The sequence below is a fragment of the Streptomyces sp. KLMMK genome, from assembly GCF_036961605.1.
Lineage (GTDB): Bacteria > Actinomycetota > Actinomycetes > Streptomycetales > Streptomycetaceae > Streptomyces > Streptomyces telluris.
In genome coordinates this window covers 1-20,374 of record NZ_JBAMDC010000056.1, presented here as the reverse complement: position 1 = coordinate 20,374, position 20,374 = coordinate 1, and the positions used below count along the sequence as shown (strand labels likewise).

Annotated in this window: 19 protein-coding genes and 1 pseudogene; 16 read left to right on the top strand and 4 right to left on the bottom strand. The window is 70.3% G+C overall.

Going from position 1 to position 20,374, the window contains the following annotated elements:
- Nucleotides 1-82: 82 nt before the first annotated feature.
- From glyA to V7793_RS12570, 12 genes are all read left to right on the top strand, one after another.
- Nucleotides 83-1,357 carry a serine hydroxymethyltransferase gene (glyA, locus tag V7793_RS12625; protein ID WP_336005770.1) on the top strand — a complete coding sequence of 425 codons (1,275 nt, stop codon included), beginning with the start codon at nucleotides 83-85 and terminating at the stop codon, nucleotides 1,355-1,357.
- 111 nt (nucleotides 1,358-1,468) lie between these two features.
- Entirely contained in the window at nucleotides 1,469-2,824 is a 1,356-nt protein-coding gene (locus tag V7793_RS12620) for an MraY family glycosyltransferase (protein WP_336005767.1), read from the top strand.
- A 309-nt stretch (nucleotides 2,825-3,133) separates the two neighbouring features.
- Complete coding sequence (locus V7793_RS12615) at nucleotides 3,134-3,571, top strand: hypothetical protein (RefSeq protein ID WP_336005764.1); 438 nt, start codon at nucleotides 3,134-3,136, stop codon at nucleotides 3,569-3,571.
- A gap of 258 nt (nucleotides 3,572-3,829) precedes the next feature.
- Entirely contained in the window at nucleotides 3,830-4,639 is an 810-nt protein-coding gene (gene atpB, locus V7793_RS12610; protein ID WP_063278443.1) for a F0F1 ATP synthase subunit A, read from the top strand.
- 76 nt (nucleotides 4,640-4,715) lie between these two features.
- Entirely contained in the window at nucleotides 4,716-4,967 is a 252-nt protein-coding gene (gene atpE / locus V7793_RS12605) for an ATP synthase F0 subunit C (RefSeq protein WP_030367998.1), read from the top strand.
- Nucleotides 4,968-5,008: 41 nt separating this feature from the next.
- On the top strand, nucleotides 5,009-5,578 hold the full coding sequence (locus tag V7793_RS12600) for a F0F1 ATP synthase subunit B (protein WP_256789681.1): 570 nt from the start codon (nucleotides 5,009-5,011) through the stop codon (nucleotides 5,576-5,578).
- Nucleotides 5,575-6,393: a F0F1 ATP synthase subunit delta gene (locus tag V7793_RS12595; RefSeq protein WP_336005754.1), complete on the top strand. Its 819-nt coding sequence runs from the start codon at nucleotides 5,575-5,577 to the stop codon at nucleotides 6,391-6,393. The genes V7793_RS12600 and V7793_RS12595 overlap by 4 nt, the downstream gene beginning before the upstream one ends.
- A gap of 136 nt (nucleotides 6,394-6,529) precedes the next feature.
- Nucleotides 6,530-8,101, top strand: coding sequence for a F0F1 ATP synthase subunit alpha (gene atpA / locus V7793_RS12590; RefSeq protein WP_168096505.1), 1,572 nt, complete (start codon nucleotides 6,530-6,532; stop codon nucleotides 8,099-8,101).
- A gap of 2 nt (nucleotides 8,102-8,103) precedes the next feature.
- On the top strand, nucleotides 8,104-9,027 hold the full coding sequence (locus tag V7793_RS12585; RefSeq protein WP_336005750.1) for a F0F1 ATP synthase subunit gamma: 924 nt from the start codon (nucleotides 8,104-8,106) through the stop codon (nucleotides 9,025-9,027).
- Nucleotides 9,027-10,469: a F0F1 ATP synthase subunit beta gene (gene atpD, locus V7793_RS12580; RefSeq protein WP_336005748.1), complete on the top strand. Its 1,443-nt coding sequence runs from the start codon at nucleotides 9,027-9,029 to the stop codon at nucleotides 10,467-10,469. The genes V7793_RS12585 and atpD overlap by 1 nt, the downstream gene beginning before the upstream one ends.
- Nucleotides 10,470-10,583: 114 nt before the next feature.
- Complete coding sequence (locus tag V7793_RS12575; RefSeq protein ID WP_058046298.1) at nucleotides 10,584-10,958, top strand: F0F1 ATP synthase subunit epsilon; 375 nt, start codon at nucleotides 10,584-10,586, stop codon at nucleotides 10,956-10,958.
- A 117-nt stretch (nucleotides 10,959-11,075) separates the two neighbouring features.
- Nucleotides 11,076-11,525 carry a DUF2550 domain-containing protein gene (locus V7793_RS12570; protein WP_336005744.1) on the top strand — a complete coding sequence of 150 codons (450 nt, stop codon included), beginning with the start codon at nucleotides 11,076-11,078 and terminating at the stop codon, nucleotides 11,523-11,525.
- Nucleotides 11,526-11,584: 59 nt separating this feature from the next.
- On the opposite strand, the gene V7793_RS12565 is transcribed toward V7793_RS12570, so the two are convergent.
- The 3 genes from V7793_RS12565 to V7793_RS12555 all read right to left on the bottom strand — a co-directional run bounded on the left by V7793_RS12565 (nucleotide 11,585) and on the right by V7793_RS12555 (nucleotide 15,879).
- Nucleotides 11,585-13,906: a glycoside hydrolase family 18 chitinase gene (locus tag V7793_RS12565; protein WP_336005743.1), complete on the bottom strand. Its 2,322-nt coding sequence runs from the start codon at nucleotides 13,904-13,906 to the stop codon at nucleotides 11,585-11,587.
- An 81-nt stretch (nucleotides 13,907-13,987) separates the two neighbouring features.
- The gene (locus tag V7793_RS12560; RefSeq protein ID WP_336005740.1) at nucleotides 13,988-14,677 is read right to left on the bottom strand and encodes a response regulator transcription factor; all 690 of its coding nucleotides are present in this window, start codon (nucleotides 14,675-14,677) and stop codon (nucleotides 13,988-13,990) included.
- Nucleotides 14,674-15,879, bottom strand: coding sequence for a sensor histidine kinase (locus V7793_RS12555; RefSeq protein WP_336005738.1), 1,206 nt, complete (start codon nucleotides 15,877-15,879; stop codon nucleotides 14,674-14,676). The genes V7793_RS12560 and V7793_RS12555 overlap by 4 nt, the downstream gene beginning before the upstream one ends.
- A 159-nt stretch (nucleotides 15,880-16,038) precedes the next feature.
- Here V7793_RS12555 and V7793_RS12550 point away from each other — a divergent pair, with 159 nt between their 5' ends.
- Complete coding sequence (locus V7793_RS12550; RefSeq protein ID WP_336005735.1) at nucleotides 16,039-16,617, top strand: hypothetical protein; 579 nt, start codon at nucleotides 16,039-16,041, stop codon at nucleotides 16,615-16,617.
- A gap of 420 nt (nucleotides 16,618-17,037) precedes the next feature.
- Here V7793_RS12550 and V7793_RS12545 read toward each other — a convergent pair whose 3' ends face one another.
- The gene (locus tag V7793_RS12545; protein WP_336005733.1) at nucleotides 17,038-17,610 is read right to left on the bottom strand and encodes a cob(I)yrinic acid a,c-diamide adenosyltransferase; all 573 of its coding nucleotides are present in this window, start codon (nucleotides 17,608-17,610) and stop codon (nucleotides 17,038-17,040) included.
- A gap of 247 nt (nucleotides 17,611-17,857) precedes the next feature.
- On the opposite strand from V7793_RS12545, the gene V7793_RS12540 reads away from it, so the two are divergent.
- The 3 genes and pseudogenes from V7793_RS12540 to V7793_RS12530 form a co-directional block, all read left to right on the top strand.
- Nucleotides 17,858-18,706 carry a 3-hydroxyacyl-CoA dehydrogenase family protein gene (locus V7793_RS12540; protein WP_336005730.1) on the top strand — a complete coding sequence of 283 codons (849 nt, stop codon included), beginning with the start codon at nucleotides 17,858-17,860 and terminating at the stop codon, nucleotides 18,704-18,706.
- Between the two features lie 191 nt (nucleotides 18,707-18,897).
- The gene (locus V7793_RS12535; RefSeq protein ID WP_336005727.1) at nucleotides 18,898-19,230 is read left to right on the top strand and encodes an STAS domain-containing protein; all 333 of its coding nucleotides are present in this window, start codon (nucleotides 18,898-18,900) and stop codon (nucleotides 19,228-19,230) included.
- A 271-nt stretch (nucleotides 19,231-19,501) separates the two neighbouring features.
- A pseudogene (locus V7793_RS12530) lies at nucleotides 19,502-20,374 on the top strand (ATP-binding protein); the annotation flags it as partial.

The following is a 20,374-nucleotide window of genomic DNA, read 5'->3' as shown; positions in this document are numbered from 1 at the left end:
CGGCGCGGGCGCGGGCCTACATTGGGTGGCACAACCGCATCTTCCGATGCCCCGTGCACCACCGAGGTCCGGAGCGCGCGCCATGCCGGTCACCGCAGCAGCACCCCACGCCCACTGGAGTCCCGACTTCGACGCGCTGCGCCGCCAGGACCCGGAGCTGGCGGGCCTGGTGCTCGCCGAGCTCGAGCGGCAGTCCACCGGCCTCCAGCTGATCGCCGCCGAGAACTTCACCTCGCCCGCCGTCCTCGCGGCCCTCGGCTCCCCGCTCGCCAACAAGTACGCCGAGGGCTATCCCGGCGCCCGCCACCACGGCGGCTGCGAGCTGGTCGACCTCGCCGAGCGCATCGCCACGGACCGCGCCAAGGCCCTCTTCGGCGCCGGGCACGCCAACGTCCAGCCCCACTCCGGCTCCGCCGCGGTGCTCGCCGGCTACGCCGCCCTGCTGCGCCCGGGCGACAAGGTGCTGGCCATGAGCCTGCGGCACGGCGGCCACCTCACGCACGGCTCGCCCGCGAACTTCTCCGGCCGCTGGTTCGACTTCACCGGCTACGGCGTGCGCCGCGACACCGGCCTGATCGACTACGACGAGGTCCGGGCGCTGGCCCGCGAGCACCGGCCCCGGGCGATCGTCTGCGGCTCGATCTCGTACCCGCGCCACCCCGACTACGCGGCCTTCCGGGAGATCGCCGACGAGACGGGCGCGTACCTGATCGTGGACGCCGCCCACCCGATCGGCCTGGTCGCCGGGGGAGCGGCGCCGAACCCCGTGCCGTACGCCGACGTGGTGTGCGCGACCACCCACAAGGTGCTGCGCGGCCCTCGCGGCGGCATGATCCTCTGCCGTGCCGAGCTCGCGGGCCGGGTCGACCGCGCGGTCTTCCCGTTCTCCCAGGGCGGCGCGCAGATGCACACCGTCGCGGCGAAGGCGGTCGCCTTCGGGGAGGCGGCGGCGCCGGCCTTCACCGCGTACGCCCATCAGGTGGTGGCCAACGCTCGCGCCCTTGCCGCCGTCCTGGCCTCTGAGGGCCTCACTGTGACCACGGGCGGCACCGATACGCACATCATCACCGCCGACGTCTCCGGGCTCGCCCAGGAGGCCGCCACGGCCCGCGGCAGGCTCGCCTCCGCCGGCATCGTCCTGGACGTCTGCGGACTGCCCCACGGCACGGCGCACGGCCTGCGGCTGGGCACCGCCGCCGTGACGACGCAGGGCATGCGGGAGCCGGAGATGGCCCGGATCGGCGCGCTGATCGGGGCGGCGCTGCGGGGCGCGGGGCCGGGCGGGGGCCTGCGCGGGGAGGTCGCCCGGCTCGCGGCGGGCTTCCCGCTCTACGCTCCTTATCCCGCGCACATCTGACGGCTGCAACCATCGCGGGTGGCCGTACGTCTACAGCTGTATTCACGGATCGGGGGCGGACGCGAATATGGTGTGGGGCTGTGATGTCCAGCGCGACCTCTGGGGCAGCCCGTGCGTGAATACCTGCTGACGCTGTGCGTCACCGCGGCAGTCACCTATCTGCTGACGGGACCGGTGCGGAAGTTCGCGATCGTGGCCGGCGCGATGCCGGAGATCCGCGCCCGCGACGTGCACCGGGAACCGACGCCGCGGCTCGGCGGTATCGCGATGTTCGGCGGCCTGTGCGCGGGCCTGCTGGTGGCGGCCCACCTGTCGAACCTGGGCAAGGTCTTCGAGCTGCACAGCGAGCCGCGGGCGCTGCTGTCCGGCGCCGGGCTGATCTGGATCCTCGGCGTGCTGGACGACAAGTGGGGCGTGGACGCCCTGGTCAAGCTGGGCGGCCAGATGATCGCCGCCGGTGTGATGGTGCTCCAGGGCCTGACGATCCTGTGGATCCCGGTGCCCGGCGTGGGCACGGTCGGGCTCACCCCCATGCAGGGCACGCTGCTGACGGTCGCCCTCGTGGTGATCACCATCAACGCGGTCAATTTCGTCGACGGCCTGGACGGCCTGGCCTCCGGAATGGTGTGCATCGCCGCCGCCGCGTTCTTCCTCTACGCCTACCGCCTGTGGTTCGGCCACAACGTCGAGGCGGCCGCGCCCGCGACGCTGTTCGCCGCGATCCTGATGGGCATGTGCCTGGGATTCCTCCCGCACAATATGCACCCTGCACGTATCTTTATGGGCGATTCGGGCTCGATGCTCATCGGCCTCGTGCTCGCGGCGGGGGCCATCTCCATCACCGGCCAGGTCGACCCCGATGTGCTCAATGCATTCACGGGCGGTTCGGAGCGCGCGGTCGTGCACGCCACGGTGCCGGTCTACATCCCGCTGCTGCTGCCGCTGACGGTGATCGCGGTGCCCGTCGCGGATCTGCTGCTCGCCATCGTGCGGCGCACCTGGAACGGGCAGTCGCCCTTCGCCGCGGACCGCGGTCATCTGCACCACCGGCTGCTGGAAATCGGCCATTCGCACAGCCGTGCGGTGCTGATCATGTATTTCTGGTCGGGGCTCATCGCCTTCGGCACGGTCGCCTATTCCGTGCACTCGGCGAGCACCTGGATCCTGCTGCTGATCGTCGCGCTGAGCGCGGCCGGTCTCGTCCTCCTGCTGCTGCCGCGCTTCAAGCCGCGCGCGCCCCGCTGGGCTGAGGCGTTCGTGCCGCCGCGCTACCGCCGCCGCAAGGTGGCTGCCACGGAGCCGGAGGCGGCCGGTGCGGAGCCGGTGGCGGAGCCCGTGGCGGCCGGTGCGGAGCCCGTGGAGCCGGGGGAGGAGCGCGAGCCCGTGCCGGCCGGGGTGCACGGGGCCACGGCCATCGGCGACCGTTCGCGCTTCGCGCACGCCCGGAGGATCAGCAGCAACGGCTGACGCCATCCGGAGGCGTCCATTCCGGGGGTCCGGGGAAGCATGTGGGCGAAAATGCGAGTCGGTGTCTCTATCAGAGATCTTTCGGCTCGTCAGCGCTATGACCAGCGACGTGACCCTTGCGTGTGACGTCGGGCACACGATGTAGGTAAAGACCTCATCAAATAGTTTGTGATACCGTTCACGAAACCCGGTGCTGGAGCCGAAGGACCGTAGTGCGGCGGTCCTCCGTCGCAAGTCGCGAGCATTTCCGGGGATACGCTCGTCCACGACGAATCGTTGCTTCCGACCTCATCGCCGGAGAAACCCTTCATGCAGTCCAACGACGCCCGAACACTCTTCCAGTGCGCCGTCCCGACCGCCGTGGCCGGCATCGTCGCCGCCGCCGTGAGCGGTGTGCTCGCCGGCGGCAAGGGTGCGGTCGGCGCCGTCGTCGGCACCCTCGTGGCGGGCGGCGTGATGGCCATGGGCCTGTTCGTTCTCCAGCGCACGGCGAAGTCCTTCCCGCACCTGTTCCAGGCCATGGGTCTGGTGCTCTACGTGACACAGTTCCTGATCTCCGCGGTCGTTCTCGCGGTCTTCCGGGACACGTCGCTGTTCAACACCCGGGCGTTCGCCTTCGCGCTGCTCGGCGCGGTCCTCGTGTGGACTGCCGCGCAGACCCGGGCGTATCTGAAGGCCAAGATCCTTTATGTCGATCCGGAATCCGCCGAGGCGAAGAAGTCCGCGCCCGCCGGGTCTCCGACGTGACCGGTAGGGCCGCGATAAAGGTGCCGACGCTCACCTGCTATCGTCCGGTGCCATCTGAGGCACAGTGGGCGCAGGCAGCTGAACACCCGAGTTTCCCGGGACGGAATCGGCAGTCCATGCAGCTGATGCCCGCGACCGGCCCCGCGCCGATCACCCGCCCCCCCATCCGCAAGACCAGTCCAGTGCCGTTCCGCGGCTGTGCGCCGCGCCGACACAACGAGGTTGCCGTACCTATGCGCCACGCTGAAGGAGCTCGCGGTGAGTGCTGACCAGATGCTCGCCTTCGAGACCGATTGCCACATCTTCGATGGGTGCGGCTTCCCAGCCCCGGGCCTCCACTCGTTCCTGTTCGAGCCGCTCTTCACCGTCGGCGGCATCGAGTTCAACAAGCCCATGCTGCTGGCCGTGCTGACGACGGTCATCGTCATCGGCTTCTTCTGGGCGGCCTTCGGCCGGGCCAAGGTGGTCCCCGGCAAGCTGCAGATGGTCGGTGAGGCGGGCTACGACTTCGTGCGCCGCGGCATCGTCTACGACTCGCTCGGCAAGAAGGAGGGCGAGAAGTACGTCCCCTTCATGGTCTCGCTGTTCTTCTTCGTCTGGATCATGAACCTCTGGTCGATCATTCCGGTCGCCCAGTTCCCGGTGACGTCGATCATCGCCTTCCCGGCGGCGCTCGCCCTCATCGTCTACGTCCTGTGGATGTACCTGACGTTCAAGAAGCACGGCTTCGTCGGCGGCCTGAAGAACATCGTCGGCTACGACAAGTCGCTCGGCCCGATCCTCCCGCTCGCCGTGGTCCTCGAGTTCTTCTCGAACGTGATCATCCGGCCCTTCACCCACGCGGTGCGGCTCTTCGCCAACATGTTCGCCGGTCACCTGCTGATCCTGATGTTCACCATCGCCAGCTGGTACCTGCTGAACGGGATCGGTATCGCCTACGCCGGCGTCTCCTTCGTGATGACCATCGTGATGACCGCCTTCGAGCTGTTCATCCAGGCCGTCCAGGCGTACGTCTTCGTGCTGCTGGCCACCAACTACGTCCAGGGCGCGCTCGCAGAGCACCACTGAGCACCCCCGCTCCCCAGACCAACAGTCGTCCGGTGGCCAACCCCCACCGGTTCGTGAAAGAGAAGGAAGAACGAGCATGTCTGCTGCTCTCCAGACCATCGCCGCTGGTGTCGAGATCAAGGGCAACCTCGGCTCGATCGGCTACGGCCTCGCCGCGATCGGCCCCGGCGTCGGCGTCGGCATCGTCTTCGGTAACGGCACCCAGGCCCTGGCCCGCCAGCCCGAGGCCGCCGGCCTGATCCGCGCCAACCAGATCCTCGGCTTCGCCTTCTGTGAGGCGCTCGCCCTGATCGGTCTGGTCATGCCGTTCGTCTACCCGTCCTCCTGATCACCGTCTGACGACCACTGTTTTCGACGGAAGGCATTGATGTGAATCCCCTGGCAGTCCTGGCGAGTGAGGGGGAGCTGGAAAGCCCGCTCCTGCCCCCGCTCCCAGAGCTCGTCATCGGCCTGATCGCCTTCGCCATCGTCTTCATCTTCCTCGGCAAGAAGCTCCTCCCGAAGATCAACTCGACTCTGGACGAGCGCCGCGAGGCCATCGAAGGCGGCATGGAGAAGGCCGAGGCCGCCCAGGCCGAGGCCCAGCAGGTGCTCGAGGACTACCGGGCCCAGCTCGCCGACGCCCGCCATGAGGCCGCCCGCATGCGCCAGGAGGCGCAGGAGCAGGGTGCGTCGATGATCGTAGAGATGCGGTCCGAGGGTGAGCGTCAGCGCGAGGAGATCATCGCTGCCGGGCACGCCCAGATCGAGGCCGACCGCAAGGCCGCTTCGGCCTCGCTCCGCCAGGACGTGGGCAAGCTCGCCGGCGACCTGGCCGGCCGGATCGTCGGCGAGTCCCTCGCGGACGCGGCCCGGCAGAGCCGGACCATCGACCGCTTCCTCGACGACCTCGAGGCCAAGGCGGCGGCCGGTGCGACGAAGGCAGAGGCGAACCGATGAGTGGAGCGAGCCGGGAGGCGCAGGCCTCCGCACGTGAGCGCCTCGACGCGCTGGCGGACAACACCTCCGTGGACGCGGCGAAGCTCGCCGGCGACCTCGCCGCGGTCACCGCGCTGCTGGACCGCGAGGTCTCGCTGCGCCGGGTCCTGACCGACCCCGCCCAGGCGGGCGAGGCCAAGTCCCAGCTGGCCGGGCGTCTGCTCGGCGGCCAGGTGGGCGGCGAGTGCGCCGACCTGGTCTCCGGGATGGTCCGTTCCCGCTGGTCGCGCTCGCGCGACCTGGTGGACGCGATCGAGGAGCTGGCCTCCGGCGCCGAGTTCATCGCCGCCGACCGCGCCGGTGTCCTGGACGACGTCGAGGACGAGCTGTTCCGCTTCGGCCGCATCGTCGCTTCCAGCTCCGAGCTGCGGGCCGCGCTGACGGACAAGGTCGCGAACCGCTCGGCCAAGGCCGGGCTGGTGAGCGAGCTGCTGGGGGGCCGGGCCAATCCGGTCACCGAGCGTCTCGTTGTCCGTCTTGTGGCACAGCCGCGGGGCCGTAGCCTGGAGGCGGGGCTCAACGCCCTCTCCAAGCTGGCCGCGGACCGCCGGGACCGTGTGGTCGCAGTGGTCACCTCCGCGGTGCCGATGAGCGATGCCCAGAAGCAGCGCCTCGGCGACGCGCTCGCCAAGCTGTACGGGCGCCGTGTCCACCTCAACCTGGACATCGACCCCGAGCTCATCGGCGGTGTGCAGGTGCGGATCGGCGACGAGGTCATCAACGGCAGCATCGCGGACCGTCTCGCCGAGGCGGACCGTCGGATGACGGCCGGCTGACAGCCACCAACTCAAGAGCATGACTGACGGCCCGAGTTGGGCCGACGGTGTCCTCCGGGGGCCCGCAGCACCGCTGCGGAACCCAGCCTCCGGAGAAGAAATACTTCGGGCCCAACAAGGAGAGCAGGGAACCCAGATGGCGGAGCTCACGATCCGGCCGGAGGAGATCCGGGACGCGCTGGAGAACTTTGTCCAGGCGTACAAGCCGGACGCGGCCTCGCGCGAGGAGGTCGGTACGGTCAGCGTTGCCGGCGACGGCATCGCTAAGGTCGAGGGCCTTCCCTCGGCCATGGCGAACGAGCTGCTGCGGTTCGAGGACGGAACCCTCGGTCTCGCCCTCAACCTCGAGGAGCGCGAGATCGGTGCGGTCGTCCTCGGCGAGTTCAGCGGCATCGAGGAGGGCCAGCCGGTGCAGCGCACCGGTGAGGTGCTCTCCGTCGCGGTCGGCGAGGGCTACCTCGGCCGCGTCGTCGACCCGCTGGGCAACCCGATCGACGGCCTCGGCGAGATCGCGACCGAGGGCCGGCGCGCCCTTGAGCTGCAGGCCCCCACGGTCATGCAGCGCAAGTCGGTCCACGAGCCGATGGAGACCGGCTACAAGGCCGTCGACGCGATGACCCCGGTCGGCCGCGGTCAGCGTCAGCTGATCATCGGTGACCGCCAGACCGGCAAGACCGCGCTGGCCGTCGACACGATCATCAACCAGCGCGACAACTGGCGCACCGGCGACCCGAAGAAGCAGGTCCGCTGCATCTACGTCGCCATCGGCCAGAAGGGCTCGACCATCGCCTCCGTGCGCGCGGCGCTGGAGGAGGCCGGTGCGCTGGAGTACACGACGATCGTCGCGGCCCCCGCGTCCGACCCGGCGGGCTTCAAGTTCCTCGCCCCTTACACCGGCTCGGCCATCGGTCAGCACTGGATGTACCAGGGCAAGCACGTCCTGATCGTCTTCGACGACCTGTCGAAGCAGGCCGACGCCTACCGCGCCGTGTCCCTGCTGCTGCGCCGCCCGCCGGGCCGTGAGGCCTACCCGGGTGACGTCTTCTACCTGCACTCGCGTCTGCTGGAGCGCTGCGCCAAGCTCTCCGACGAGATGGGTTCCGGTTCCATGACCGGTCTGCCGATCGTCGAGACCAAGGCCAACGACGTCTCGGCGTTCATCCCGACCAACGTCATCTCCATCACCGACGGCCAGTGCTTCCTGGAGTCCGACCTGTTCAACGCCGGCCAGCGCCCGGCCCTGAACGTCGGTATCTCGGTCTCCCGTGTCGGTGGCTCCGCCCAGCACAAGGCCATGAAGCAGGTCTCCGGCCGGCTCCGCGTGGACCTCGCCCAGTTCCGTGAGCTGGAGGCGTTCGCCGCCTTCGGTTCCGACCTGGACGCCGCGTCGAAGGCCTCGCTGGAGCGCGGCAAGCGCATGGTCGAGCTGCTGAAGCAGGCCCAGTACGCCCCGTACTCCACCGAGGACCAGGTCGTCTCCATCTGGGCCGGCACCACCGGCAAGATGGACGACGTCCCGGTCGAGGACATCCGCCGCTTCGAGCGCGAGCTGCTGGACTTCCTGCACCGCGAGCACAAGGGCCTGATGACCAGCATCGTCGAGGGCGGCAAGATGTCCGACGACACGCTGCAGGCCGTGGGCGACGCGATCGCGTCCTTCAAGCAGCAGTTCGAGACCTCGGACGGCAAGCTGCTGGGCGAGGGCTGAGCATGGGTGCCCAGCTCCGGGTCTACAAGCGACGGATCAAGTCCGTCACTGCGACCAAGAAGATCACCAAGGCGATGGAGATGATCGCCGCCTCGCGCATCGTCAAGGCACAGCGCCAGGTGGCCGCATCGACTCCGTACGCCGGTGAGCTCACCCGGGCAGTGACCGCGGTTGCCACCGGCTCCACCACCAAGCACGCCCTGACCACCGAGGCGGAGAACCCGGTCCGGGCCGCGGTGCTGCTCGTCACGAGCGACCGCGGTCTGGCCGGCGGCTACTCCTCGAACGCCATCAAGGCGGCCGAGCGGCTCACCGAGCGGCTCAAGGCCGAGGGCAAGGACGTCGTCACGTACATCGTCGGCCGCAAGGGCGTCGCGTACTACGGCTTCCGCGAGCGCCCGGTGGCGGAGTCCTGGACCGGCTTCACCGACAGCCCGACCTACGCCGACGCCAAGCGCATCGCGGGTCCGCTGATCGAGGCCGTTCAGCAGGACACGGCCGAGGGCGGCGTGGACGAGCTGCACATCGTCTTCACCGAGTTCGTCTCGATGATGACGCAGACGCCGGTCGGCAACCGTCTGCTGCCGCTGAGCCTGGAGAAGGCCCCGGAGGAGCAGGAGACTGCTGCGCCGGGCCGGATCCTGCCGCTGTTCGACTTCGAGCCGTCGGCCGAAGGGGTCCTCGACGCACTGCTGCCGCGGTACGTGGAGTCCCGGATCTACAACGCGCTGCTGCAGGCAGCGGCTTCCGAGCACGCCGCCCGTCGTCGTGCGATGAAGTCCGCCACCGACAATGCAGAAGAGCTCATCAAGTCGTTCACGCGGCTTGCCAATGCGGCCCGACAGGCCGACATCACCCAGGAAATCAGCGAGATCGTCGGTGGCGCCAGCGCTCTGGCCGACGCGACCGCGGGGAGTGACAACTAATGACGACCACTGTTGAGACGGCCGCCGCCACGGGCCGCGTCGCGCGGGTCATCGGCCCCGTCGTCGACGTGGAGTTCCCCGTCGACGCGATGCCGGAGATCTACAACGCTCTGCACGTCGAGGTCGACGACCCGGCCGAGGAGGGCGGTCGCAAGACCCTGACCCTCGAGGTCGCCCAGCACCTGGGCGAGGGCCTGGTCCGCTCCATCTCGATGCAGCCCACCGACGGCCTGGTCCGCCAGGCCACGGTGACCAACACCGGCACGGGCATCAGCGTCCCCGTCGGTGACGTGACCAAGGGCAAGGTGTTCAACACCCTGGGCCAGGTCCTCAACGAGGACCCGTCCACGGTCGCCGACGCCGAGCGCTGGACGATCCACCGCAAGGCCCCGGCCTTCGACCAGCTCGAGTCCAAGACCGAGATGTTCGAGACCGGCCTGAAGGTCGTCGACCTGCTGACCCCGTACGTCAAGGGCGGCAAGATCGGTCTGTTCGGTGGTGCCGGTGTCGGCAAGACCGTGCTGATCCAGGAAATGATCATGCGTGTGGCCAAGCTGCACGAGGGCGTTTCCGTCTTCGCCGGTGTCGGTGAGCGCACCCGTGAGGGCAACGACCTCATGGTCGAGATGGAGGAGGCCGGCGTTCTCGACAAGACCGCGCTGGTCTTCGGTCAGATGGACGAGCCCCCGGGCACCCGTCTGCGCGTCGCCCTGGCCGGTCTGACCATGGCGGAGTACTTCCGCGATGTGCAGAAGCAGGACGTGCTGTTCTTCATCGACAACATCTTCCGCTTCACCCAGGCCGGTTCCGAGGTCTCCACCCTGCTGGGCCGCATGCCCTCCGCGGTGGGTTACCAGCCGAACCTCGCGGACGAGATGGGCATCCTCCAGGAGCGCATCACCTCGACCCGTGGTCACTCGATCACCTCGATGCAGGCGATCTACGTCCCCGCGGACGACCTGACCGACCCGGCCCCGGCGACGACCTTCGCCCACCTGGACGCCACGACCGTTCTGTCGCGTCCGATCTCGGAGAAGGGCATCTACCCGGCGGTGGACCCGCTGGACTCGACGTCCCGCATCCTGGACCCGCGCTACATCGCGCAGGACCACTACGAGACCGCCACGCGCGTCAAGGGGATCCTGCAGAAGTACAAGGACCTCCAGGACATCATCGCGATCCTCGGTATCGACGAGCTCGGCGAGGAGGACAAGCTCGTTGTCCACCGCGCCCGTCGTGTCGAGCGCTTCCTGTCGCAGAACACCCACGCGGCGAAGCAGTTCACCGGTGTCGACGGCTCCGACGTCCCGCTGGACGAGTCCATCGCGGCGTTCAACGCCATCTGCGACGGTGAGTACGACCACTTCCCCGAGCAGGCCTTCTTCATGTGCGGTGGTCTCGAGGACCTGAAGAAGAACGCCAAGGAGCTGGGCGTCTCCTGAGCCCCGTGCTCACCAGCTGCCGGGGGCGGGGCGCTCCCGCCCCCGGCAGCCACGTCCCCTATTCTTTGACCCAACACCTGCCGTGCCCGGCAGGTGAAGACCCGAGGAGCCACGTTGGCTGCTGAGCTGCACGTCGAGCTGGTCGCGGCGGACCGAAGCGTCTGGTCCGGCGAGGCCACTCTGGTCATCGCGCGTACCACATCGGGCGACATCGGCGTCATGCCCGGCCACCAGCCGCTGCTCGGTGTGCTGGAGTCCGGCCCGGTGACCATCAGGACCGCCGACGGCAACGTCGTCGCCGCGGTGCACGGTGGGTTCATCTCGTTCGCGGACGACAAGCTCTCGCTGCTCGCCGAGATCGCGGAGCTTGCCGACGAGATCGACGTCAAGCGTGCGGAGCGGGCGCTCGAGCGCGCCAAGTCGGCGGCGGACGCCGCCGCCGAGCGGCGCGCCGACGTCCGGCTGCGTGCGGTCGCGGGCGTTCACTAGCCCACGGCCCACTGAGTTCGTCCCTCAGCCGCGGACCGCACTGGAACACTCCAGGGCGGTCCGCGGCTGAGGCAATACAAGCCCGTTGCTCTAGATGTTGCGAGGAGGTCGGTGGAGATGGTCCTCGCTCTGCTCGTGAGCGGCGTCGTCGTCCTGCTGGTGCTGGTGGGGCTCTTCGTCTTCGGGCTGCGGAGGCGCCTGATCCAGCGTTCCGGCGGTACGTTCGACTGCAGTCTGCGCTGGAACGTCCCCGAGAAGGACCCCACGCCGGACGGCAAGGGCTGGGTGTACGGCGTCGCCCGCTACAACAGTGACCGGATCGAGTGGTTCCGGGTCTTCTCGTACGCGCCACGGCCCCGGAGGCTGCTGGAGCGCGCCTCCATCGAGGTGCTGGAGCGGCGGGCCCCGCAGGGGGACGAGGAGCTCGCGCTGCTGTCCGACGCGGTCGTGCTGATCTGTGTGCACCAGGGAACGCGCCTGGAGCTGGCGATGAGCGAAGACGCGCTGACCGGTTTCCTTGCGTGGCTGGAGGCGGCCCCTCCCGGCCAGCGGGTGAATGTGGCTTAGCTTCCTGTGGCCTCAAGCGCCGGCCGGGCTGGTATCCGGCCCGGCCGGCGCTTTGCCCGTCAGGAGCGCAAGCCGTTGTCGACCGCGGTCATCAGCGTTCCGCTGTCACCCGACATCTCCCAGATCATCACGCCGCCCAGGCCCTTCGGCTTGAGCCAGGCCGTCTTCTTGTTGATCGACCAGACGTCGTCGAACGTCCACCACTGCCCGTTGTCGCCGGTGTAGCCGTACGTGGCGACCGACTGTTCGTCGTGGTGGACGGTGAGGCCCGCGACGGACGCGATCAGGTTGTCGTAGCCGCGCGTCCCCGACTCCTCCGGGAACTGGCCGGGGGCCGCCCCGTTCGCCGTCTGCCAGACGCCGCGCTCGCCGCCGTCGGCGACCTGTTGCCAGCCGCGGCCGTAGAAGGCCAGCCCGAGCACGACCTTCTTCGGATCGACCCCGGCGTCGAGGTAGGTCCGGACGGTCTTGTCGACGCTGAACTTCGTCGTGTACGGGTCTTTGGCGTCCTGGTAGAGGTTCCCCTGGTGGCCGGTGCGCTTGGGCTCCCAGCTGTTGTCGCTGCCGGAGCCGTGGAAGTCGTAGCCCTGGACGTTGGCGAAGTCCATGTAGTCGAAGACGCTGGGCGTGCCGTCCTTGGTGGTGATGTCCCAGCCCGCGTCGATCTTCGCCGGGTCGGCCGGGGTGAAGGCCGTGAGCAGGTACTTCCTGCCCGTCGTCGAGCTCAGGGCGTCGAGCTGGCGGCGGAACTCGGCGAAGAGCAGGGTGTTGTTGGCCTTGTCGTCCTTGGAGACGTGGTTGCCGGCGTGGCCCTCGGCGCCGGGCCACTCCCAGTCGATGTCGAAGCCGTCGAAGATCCCGGCGGCGACGCCCGGGCCGCCACGGCCGTTGGTCACCGGCAGGTCGCCCTTGATGTACATGTCGATGCAGGACTTGACGAACTTCTGCCGGGAGGCGTCCGTCCTGGCGACGTCCGAGAAGTACTTGCTGTAGGTCCAGCCGCCGATGGACATATTGATCTTGAGGCCGGGGTGCTTGGCCTTGAGCTTCTTCAGCTGGTTGAAGTTGCCGGCCAGCTTCTGGTCCCAGGTGTCGCCGACGCCGTCGACGGATTCGCCCGCGCCGAAGCCCTTCTCGTAGTCGGCCCAGGAGTCGCCCGCGCCGTCGCCCTGGCCGGGGTCCTGAGGGTTGGGGGTGGTGGCCTTGGTGACCCCATTGAGGCAGGTGAGGTCAGTGGGGTGGATGTTGGAGAAGGAGTAGTTGATGTGGGTGAGCTTGGCGGCGGCGCCCGTGGTCTCCAGGGACTTCACGGTGTAGCCGCGGCCGTAGATGCCCCACTGCACGAAGTAGCCCACCTTGGCGTATCCCGCGCCGGGCTGCGGCTGACCGCCGCCCGTGGTGCGCACGGTCAGCGGCGCGCTGGCCTTGCCGGTCTGGCCCGCGGAGTCCCGGGCGACCACGGTGTAGGTGTAGTCGGTACCCGCGGTGAGGCCGGTGTCGGTGTGGGCGAGCTTGCCGACCGTGGCGACCTTCGCGGTGCCGCGGTAGACGTCGTAGTTCTTGATGCCCTTGTCGTCGGTGGCGGCGGGCCACTTGAGGGCGACGGAGGTGTCCGTGACCGCGGTCGCCTGAGGGGTGCCGGGGGCGGAGGGCGGTTTGTCGCTGCCGCCGCCGCTGCCCGTGCGCAGGGTGGCGGACGGGCTCGCCGGGCCGGTCTGGCCGGCCGAGTCGCGGGCGACGACCTTGTACGTGTAGTCGGTGTCGGCGCTGAGGCCGGTGTCGGTGAAGGCGGTGCCGGAGACCGTGCCGACGACGCTGTCGCCGCGGTAGACGTCGTAGTTCTTGACGGCCTTGTCGTCCGTGGCGGCGGCCCAGGTCAGCGCGATGCTGTCGGCCGTGACGCCGGTGGAGGAGGGCTGCCCGGGGGCGCTGGGCGGGGTGTCGGCGGAGGAGCCGTCGCAGGGCCCGCCGTCGAGGCGGCAGCCCGCGGGGGCGCCGTCACCGGAGCCGACGAAGCCGAAGGTGACGCTCGCGCCGGGGGCGATGGTGCCGTTGTACTCGCGGTTCTTGGCGGTGTAGTGGGAGCCCGAGCTCGTGAGCAGGGCGTCCCAATAGGCCCCGACCGTGGTGGTGGAGGGGAAGTCCCACTCGACGGTCCAGGCGGTGATGGCCGTGGTGCCGGTGTTCTTGACCGTCCACTCCGCCTGGAAGCCCGTTCCCCAGTCGGAGGTCTTGACGAATGCCGCCGTCGCGGACGGCGCCGCGTGGGCCGGGGCGGCCGCCAGGCCGACGAGCGCGGTGGCGGGCAGTGCGAGCGCGGCCAGGGCGGCCACCGCTCTTCGTAAGGTGCGGCCGATGCTTCCTGAGGTTCCTGTGCTCAAGGGGGTGCTCCTCGGAGAGAGGTGCGGACAGGTGGGGGGTGCACAGCTGCTCGGGGAGCGTAAGAAGGTCCGTACCAATGGTCAAGAGGACTGGACCAATCCCAACTCCCGGGCCAGCACCGCCGCTTGCACCCTGCTGCGCAGCTCCAGCTTGTTCAGCAACCTGCTGACGTGCGTCTTCACCGTCGCCTCCGCCATGCCCAGCCGGCCCGCGATCTCCGCGTTCGACAGCCCCTCGCCCAGCGCCGCCAGCACCTCGCGCTCGCGGCGGGTCAGCGTCTCCAGCGCCGCGGGCTCCTCGGCGCCCGGCATCCGGCCCTGCGCAGGGCGCGCGAACTCCGCGATCAGGCGGCGCGTCACCGCCGGGGAGATCAGCCCCTCGCCGGCCGCCACCGTCCGCACCGCCGCGATGAGACCGGCGGCGTCGCTGTCCTTGAGCAGAAAGCCCGCCGCGCCCGCGCGCAGCGCCCCGAAGACGTACTCGTCCAGGTCGAACGTGGTCAGCACCAGGACGTCGGCGAGCTGCTCGGCGACCACCTGCCGGGTGGCCGAAACACCGTCCAGGCGCGGCATCTGCACATCCATCAGCACCAGGTCCGGGCGCAGTTCGCGGGCCAGCCGGACGGCCTCCTCGCCGTCGGCCGCCTCCCCGACGACCTCGACGCCCGGCGCCGAGCGCAGGATCAGCACCAGCCCGGAGCGTACGGACGCCTGGTCCTCGGCGACCAGGACGCGGATCCCGGGGGTGTCCGCGGGGGGTGTGGTGGTCACGGTGTTCCTTCCTCCGGTACGGGCAGCACCGCCCGTACGCGCCAGCACTTGCCGTCCGGGCCCGCCACCGGGCCCGCCTCGAACTCCCCGTCCAGCAGGGCCACCCGCTCGCCCATGCCGACCAGTCCCGCCCCGGAACCCGGCGCCCGCGGCCCCGGCCCCGCGCCGTAGGCGCTCGTCACCTCCACCGCCAGCCACCTGCGGTCCTCGCGCGCCAGACGCACCGTCACCTCGCCCGGCGCCGCGTGCTTGACCGCGTTGGTCAGCGACTCCTGGACGATGCGGTACGCCGCGAGCTCCGTCGGCGCCGGGAGCGGCACCGGCCCCCGCCCGTCGTCCAGGACGAAGCGGAAGCGGTCGTCGCGGACGGCCTTGCGGGCGTGGGCGAGGAGCGCGTCCACACCGTCGAGGCGGGGCGAGGCCGCGGGCTCCTCCTCGCCGCCCGCCTGCCGCAGCAGCCCGATGAGCCGGCGCATTTCGGCCAGGCCCTGCACGCTGTTCTCCCGGATCACGGCGAGCGCCTCCTCCGACGCCTTCGCCTCCCCGATCGACAGCGCCGCCGTGGAGTGGATCGCGATCGCCGACAAGTGGCCCGCGACCATGTCGTGCAGCTCGCGCGCCATCCGGGCGCGCTCGGCGCCCACCGCCTCGCGGCGGTCCATCTCCGCCAGCAGCGCCGTCCGCTCGGCCTCCAGGCGGGCCGCGCGCGCGGCGTCGCGGTGCCGGCGGATGCCCGCGCCGGTCCACGCCGGCGCGATGACCAGCACCCCGAAGCCGAAGCCGATCAGCAGCGCCTCCGGTGTGCGGATCAGCGCCACGGCCAGCAGCGTTCCCAGCACCGTCAGCACCTCGGCGATGCGGGGGATGCGCCAGGCGACGGACGGGCGGCCGTAGAGCACCGCCGCGTAGACGACGTCCGTGTACATCGCGATCGTCGCGACGAGCGAGCCCGTGCAGATGTCGAGGGCGAGCGTGAGCGTGCCGACGGTCAGCGCCGTCAGCGGGGCGCTGCGCCGCAGCAGCTCGGCGCCGCACATGACGCCCAGCGCGACCAGCGACAGCCAGCCGGGCAGCGCGACCAGCGGCGGGTTGTTGTGCAGGCCCAGGAACCACAGCGCCAGGCCACCCAGCAGACCTGTGGCCGCGATCAGGACGGCGTCGCGGTCGGGGCGGCGGGGCAGGCGCAGGGGGCGGTCGGGCATGCGTACATCACAGCATGCGGCGGGGCCCGCGAGGACGCGCTGCGGGAGGGTGCGGCGGGCCGCGCACTACATCGAAGGATGCAGTCCGGAATCGTCGTACGCGACGACGAAACCGCTGGTCACGGCAGGGAGCCTGGAAGGGAGGGAAGGGAGACAACCGTGATCGTCACGCTGATCGTCGTCTGCGAGGTCGGCTTCTGGGTGCTGCTGGCCGGCGGCCTGAGCCTGCGGTACCTGGCGAAGATGCCGCGGGCGGGGGTCGCCGTGCTGCTGCTGGAGCCCGTGCTGGAGCTGATCCTGCTCGTCGCCACCGCGGTCGACCTGAAGAACGGGGCGCAGGCCGGCATGAGGCACGGCCTGGCCGCCGTCTACATCGGTTACTCCGTCGGCCTCGGCCACGCCACGATCAAGTGGGTCGACGCCCGCTTCGCCCACCGCTTCGCGGGTGGCCCGCCGCCGGTGAAGCCGCCGAAGTACGGCACCGCCCGCACCGTCCACGAGTGGAAGACCGCCGCCCGCTGGATCCTGTCCTGCGCGGTCGCCCTCGGCCTGCTGCAGGCGGCGGTCTGGTACGTCGGGGACTCGGGCGACACCAGCTCGCTGCGGGCATGGCAGACGAAGATGCTCATCGTGGCCGGAATTAACCTGGCCATCGCGGCGAGCTACACACTCTGGCCGAAGCAGGCGCCGGCCGCGGAGGAGAAGCGGGCCCCGGCCACGGAGCAGCTGAAGCGCTGACTCCTCCCCGGGTCCCGGTCGCGCCGCGTGTCAGCGGTTCCCGCCCGGGACCCACAGGACGTCCCCGACCTGCTTGTTCGCCGTCCTCGCCAGGATGCTGCATTTCCCCGGGGGGTGACCCCCGGGCCCCCAGCCGGGCGGGGTCGCTCCGCGCCGCGTGTCAGCGGTTCTCGCCGGGGACCCACAGGACGTCCCCGACCTCCTTGTTCGCCGTCCTCGCCAGGATGCTGCATTTTCCCGGGGGGTGGCCCCCGGGCCCCCAGCCGGGCGGGGTCGCTCCGCGCTGCGTGTCAGCGGTTCTCGCCGGGGACCCACAGGACGTCCCCGACCTGCTTGTTCGCCGTCCTCGCCAGGATGCTGCATTTGCCCGGGGGATGACCCCCGGGCCCCCAGCCGGGCCTGGTCGCTCCGCGCCGCGTGTCAGCGGTTCTCGCCGGGGACCCACAGGACGTCCCCGACCTCCTTGTTCGCCGTCCTCGCCAGGATGAACAGGAGGTCGGAGAGGCGGTTGAGGTAGGTGGCCGTCAGGGGGTTCATGATGTCCGCGTGGAGTTCCATCGCCGCCCAGGTGGAGCGCTCCGCGCGGCGCACGACCGTGCAGGCCTGGTGCAGGAGCGCCGCCCCGGGCGTGCCGCCGGGAAGGATGAAGCTGCGGAGCTTCTCCAGGTCCTCCAGGAAGCGGTCGCAGTCCGCCTCCAGCTTGTCGATGTAGGACTGCTCCACGCGCAGCGGCGGGTACTTGGGGTTCTCGGCGACGGGCGTGGCCAGGTCGGCGCCGACGTCGAAGAGGTCGTTCTGGATGCGGACGAGCACCTTCACGATCTCCTCGGGCAGCTGCCCGAGCGCGATCGCCACCCCGATCGCGGCGTTGGCCTCGTTGGCGTCGGCGTAGGCGGCGATGCGGGTGTCGGTCTTCACGGTGCGGCTCATGTCGCCGAGGGCGGTGGTGCCCTTATCACCGGTGCGGGTGTAAATGCGCGTCAGGTTGACCATGGGTACGAGCCTAGCCACGCGGCGGGGGCCTGCCGAGGCCGACGCGCACCGTGCCACCCCTGTGACGTCTGAGGCTGGAGGGGCCCAACTGCAGTGTGGGAACCGGCCAGTGGGCGTCTCGATGTGATGTCCGTCATGTGGGACGTGACGCGCATCTCTAACCGCCCAACCGCGCCGCGACGGGCGCTAAGGTCCGGCGGAGAGTGCGTTGAGAACAGCTATGTGCACAGGGAGTAAGGGGACAGCCGTGGCCAAGAAGCTCGCCGTCATCGGGGCCGGACTGATGGGGTCCGGGATCGCGCAGGTCTCCGCCCAGGCCGGGTGGGACGTCGTGCTGCGGGACGTCACCGACGCGGCGCTGCAGCGCGGCACGGACGGCATCAAGGCCTCGTACGACAAGTTCGTCTCCAAGGGCAAGCTGGAGGCCGCCGCGGCCGAGGAGGCCCTCGCCCGCATCACCACCACGACGGACCTGGACGCGGCCGCCGACGCGGACATCGTCGTCGAGGCGGTCTTCGAGGACATCGACACCAAGCGGGACATCTTCCGCACCCTGGACGGCCTGGTGAAGGACGAGACCGTCCTCGCCTCGAACACCTCCGCCATCCCGATCACCAAGATCGCGGCGGCCACACAGCGCCCCGAGCGCGTCGTCGGCGCCCACTTCTTCTCGCCGGTGCCGATGATGCAGCTGTGCGAGCTGGTCCGCGGCTACAAGACCAGCGACGAGACGCTGGCCAAGGCCCGTGAGTTCGCCGAGGGCGTCGGCAAGACCTGCATCGTCGTCAACCGCGACGTCGCCGGCTTCGTCACCACCCGGCTGATCTCGGCCCTCGTCGTCGAGGCCGCCAAGCTGTACGAGTCGGGCGTGGCCAGCGCCGAGGACATCGACATCGCCTGCAAGCTGGGCTTCGGCCACGCGATGGGCCCGCTGGCCACGGCGGACCTGACCGGCATCGACATCCTGATGCACGCCACGGGGAACATCTACACCGAGTGCCAGGACGAGAAGTTCGCGCCGCCGGAGATCATGCGCCGCATGGTCGACGCGGGCGACCTGGGCCGTAAGAGCGGTCAGGGCTTTTACCAGCACTGAATCGGCTCCGGCCGGGTAACCGATACCTAATTCACCCTCCAGGGTGAATTAGGTATCGGTTCGCCAACAGGCGGCAACCTTGTCGTGTGAGAGGCAGTCAGTTCTTTGTAACCACAGAGTCTTGAGAACCGCACGGGGCTGCAGAGTCACACCGTCATCACGCACCATCGGGCATCACTCCGGGAGCGCATATGCACATCAGGGGCGACCACGCCGAACTGGTCGTCGGGGGCCGCCTCGACGTCCGCAGCGCGGCGGACGCCCGTACGGTCCTGCACTCCGCCCTCGACTCCGGCCGCGGCGACCTCGTCCTCGACCTCACCGAGCTGGACTCCTGGGACGCCACCGGCCTCGGCGTCATCATGGGCGCCCACCGCCGCGCCGGCCGCTCCGGCCGCCGCCTCGTCCTGCGCGGCGTGCCCGACCGGATGCAGCGGCTGCTCGTCGCCACCCGGCTGCACCGCATCCTCGCCATCGAGGGCGCAATCGGCGTCGAGGCGGGCGAGTCCCTCCCCCGCGTGTGAACGGAGTTGCCATAGAGGCACCCGCGTCCGCATGCGTCCCCTTCTTTCCGATTCTCATGAGACTGTGACATGCCCCGGGCAGCGGGGCCCCCGTCGCTTCATGGATACTGTGCCCAGGTCTGAGGTTCGGTTTTCCCGCCGCGAAAGGCCGCATAACAGAGCCCACGGCGGGCACCGATGAAGCGCCGGCCGGTATGCCCGGCCGAGGGTTGAGGAGTGCGGCAGGCCGGAAGGGCAGGACGGCACGCCACGCATTTGGGGGGCTTTCACCATGGACCCGACGAACCGACCCGAGGAATTCGGCGAGGGCGCACACGAGTCCGCCGAGGGCGGCGGCCCGCGCGACCTCCCGGCCGCCGAGGCCGGGGAGGCCCCCGGGCTCGCCCGCGTCGTCCGGCTCGTCGCGGGTGACTACGCCCTCACCGTCAACCCCGTCGACGGCAGCGAGATCGAGCCCTGCCTGCCCGCCGAGGTGCCCCCGCCCCCCGGCAGACACACCCCCGAGGAGCGCGCCGAGCTGCTCCGCGCCGCCGCGCCCCCGCCGCCCGCCCGCCAGGCCGGCCCCGAGCTGCCCCTGCTGCACCGCCAGGAGGAGCGCGAGCGCCTCTCCCGGCTGCTCTCGCGCGGCCGCTCCGTCCGGCTGACCGGCCCCTCGGGCTCCGGCCGCAGCGCCCTGCTGGACGCCGTCGCCGACGACTGCGCCCGCCTCGCCCCCGACGGCGTCGTCCGCCTCACCGGCCACCACCGCACCGTCACCGACGTCCTGTACGACCTCTTCGCCGCCGTCCACCACGCGCCGCTGCACCGCCCCGACCGGGCCGGGCTGCTCTCCCTCGTGCGCGGCATCGGCGCCGTCGTCGTCCTGGACGACCTCGAATTCGGCGGCGCCGCGCTGGACGAGCTCCTCGACGCCACCCCCGAGTGCGCCTTCCTCTTCGCCGCCACCCCCGACGTCGCCGCGCCCTCTCCCGACTCGCACGTCGAAGAGGTCTTCCTCGGCGGCCTCGACCGCACCGCCTGCCTGGAGCTCCTTGAGCTCTGCGTCGACCGGCCGCTGACGGACGAGGAGGCGGACTGGGCGGCGGACCTGTGGTTCGAGTCCGAGGGCCTGCCGCTGCGCTTCGTCCAGGCCGGGGCGCTGCTG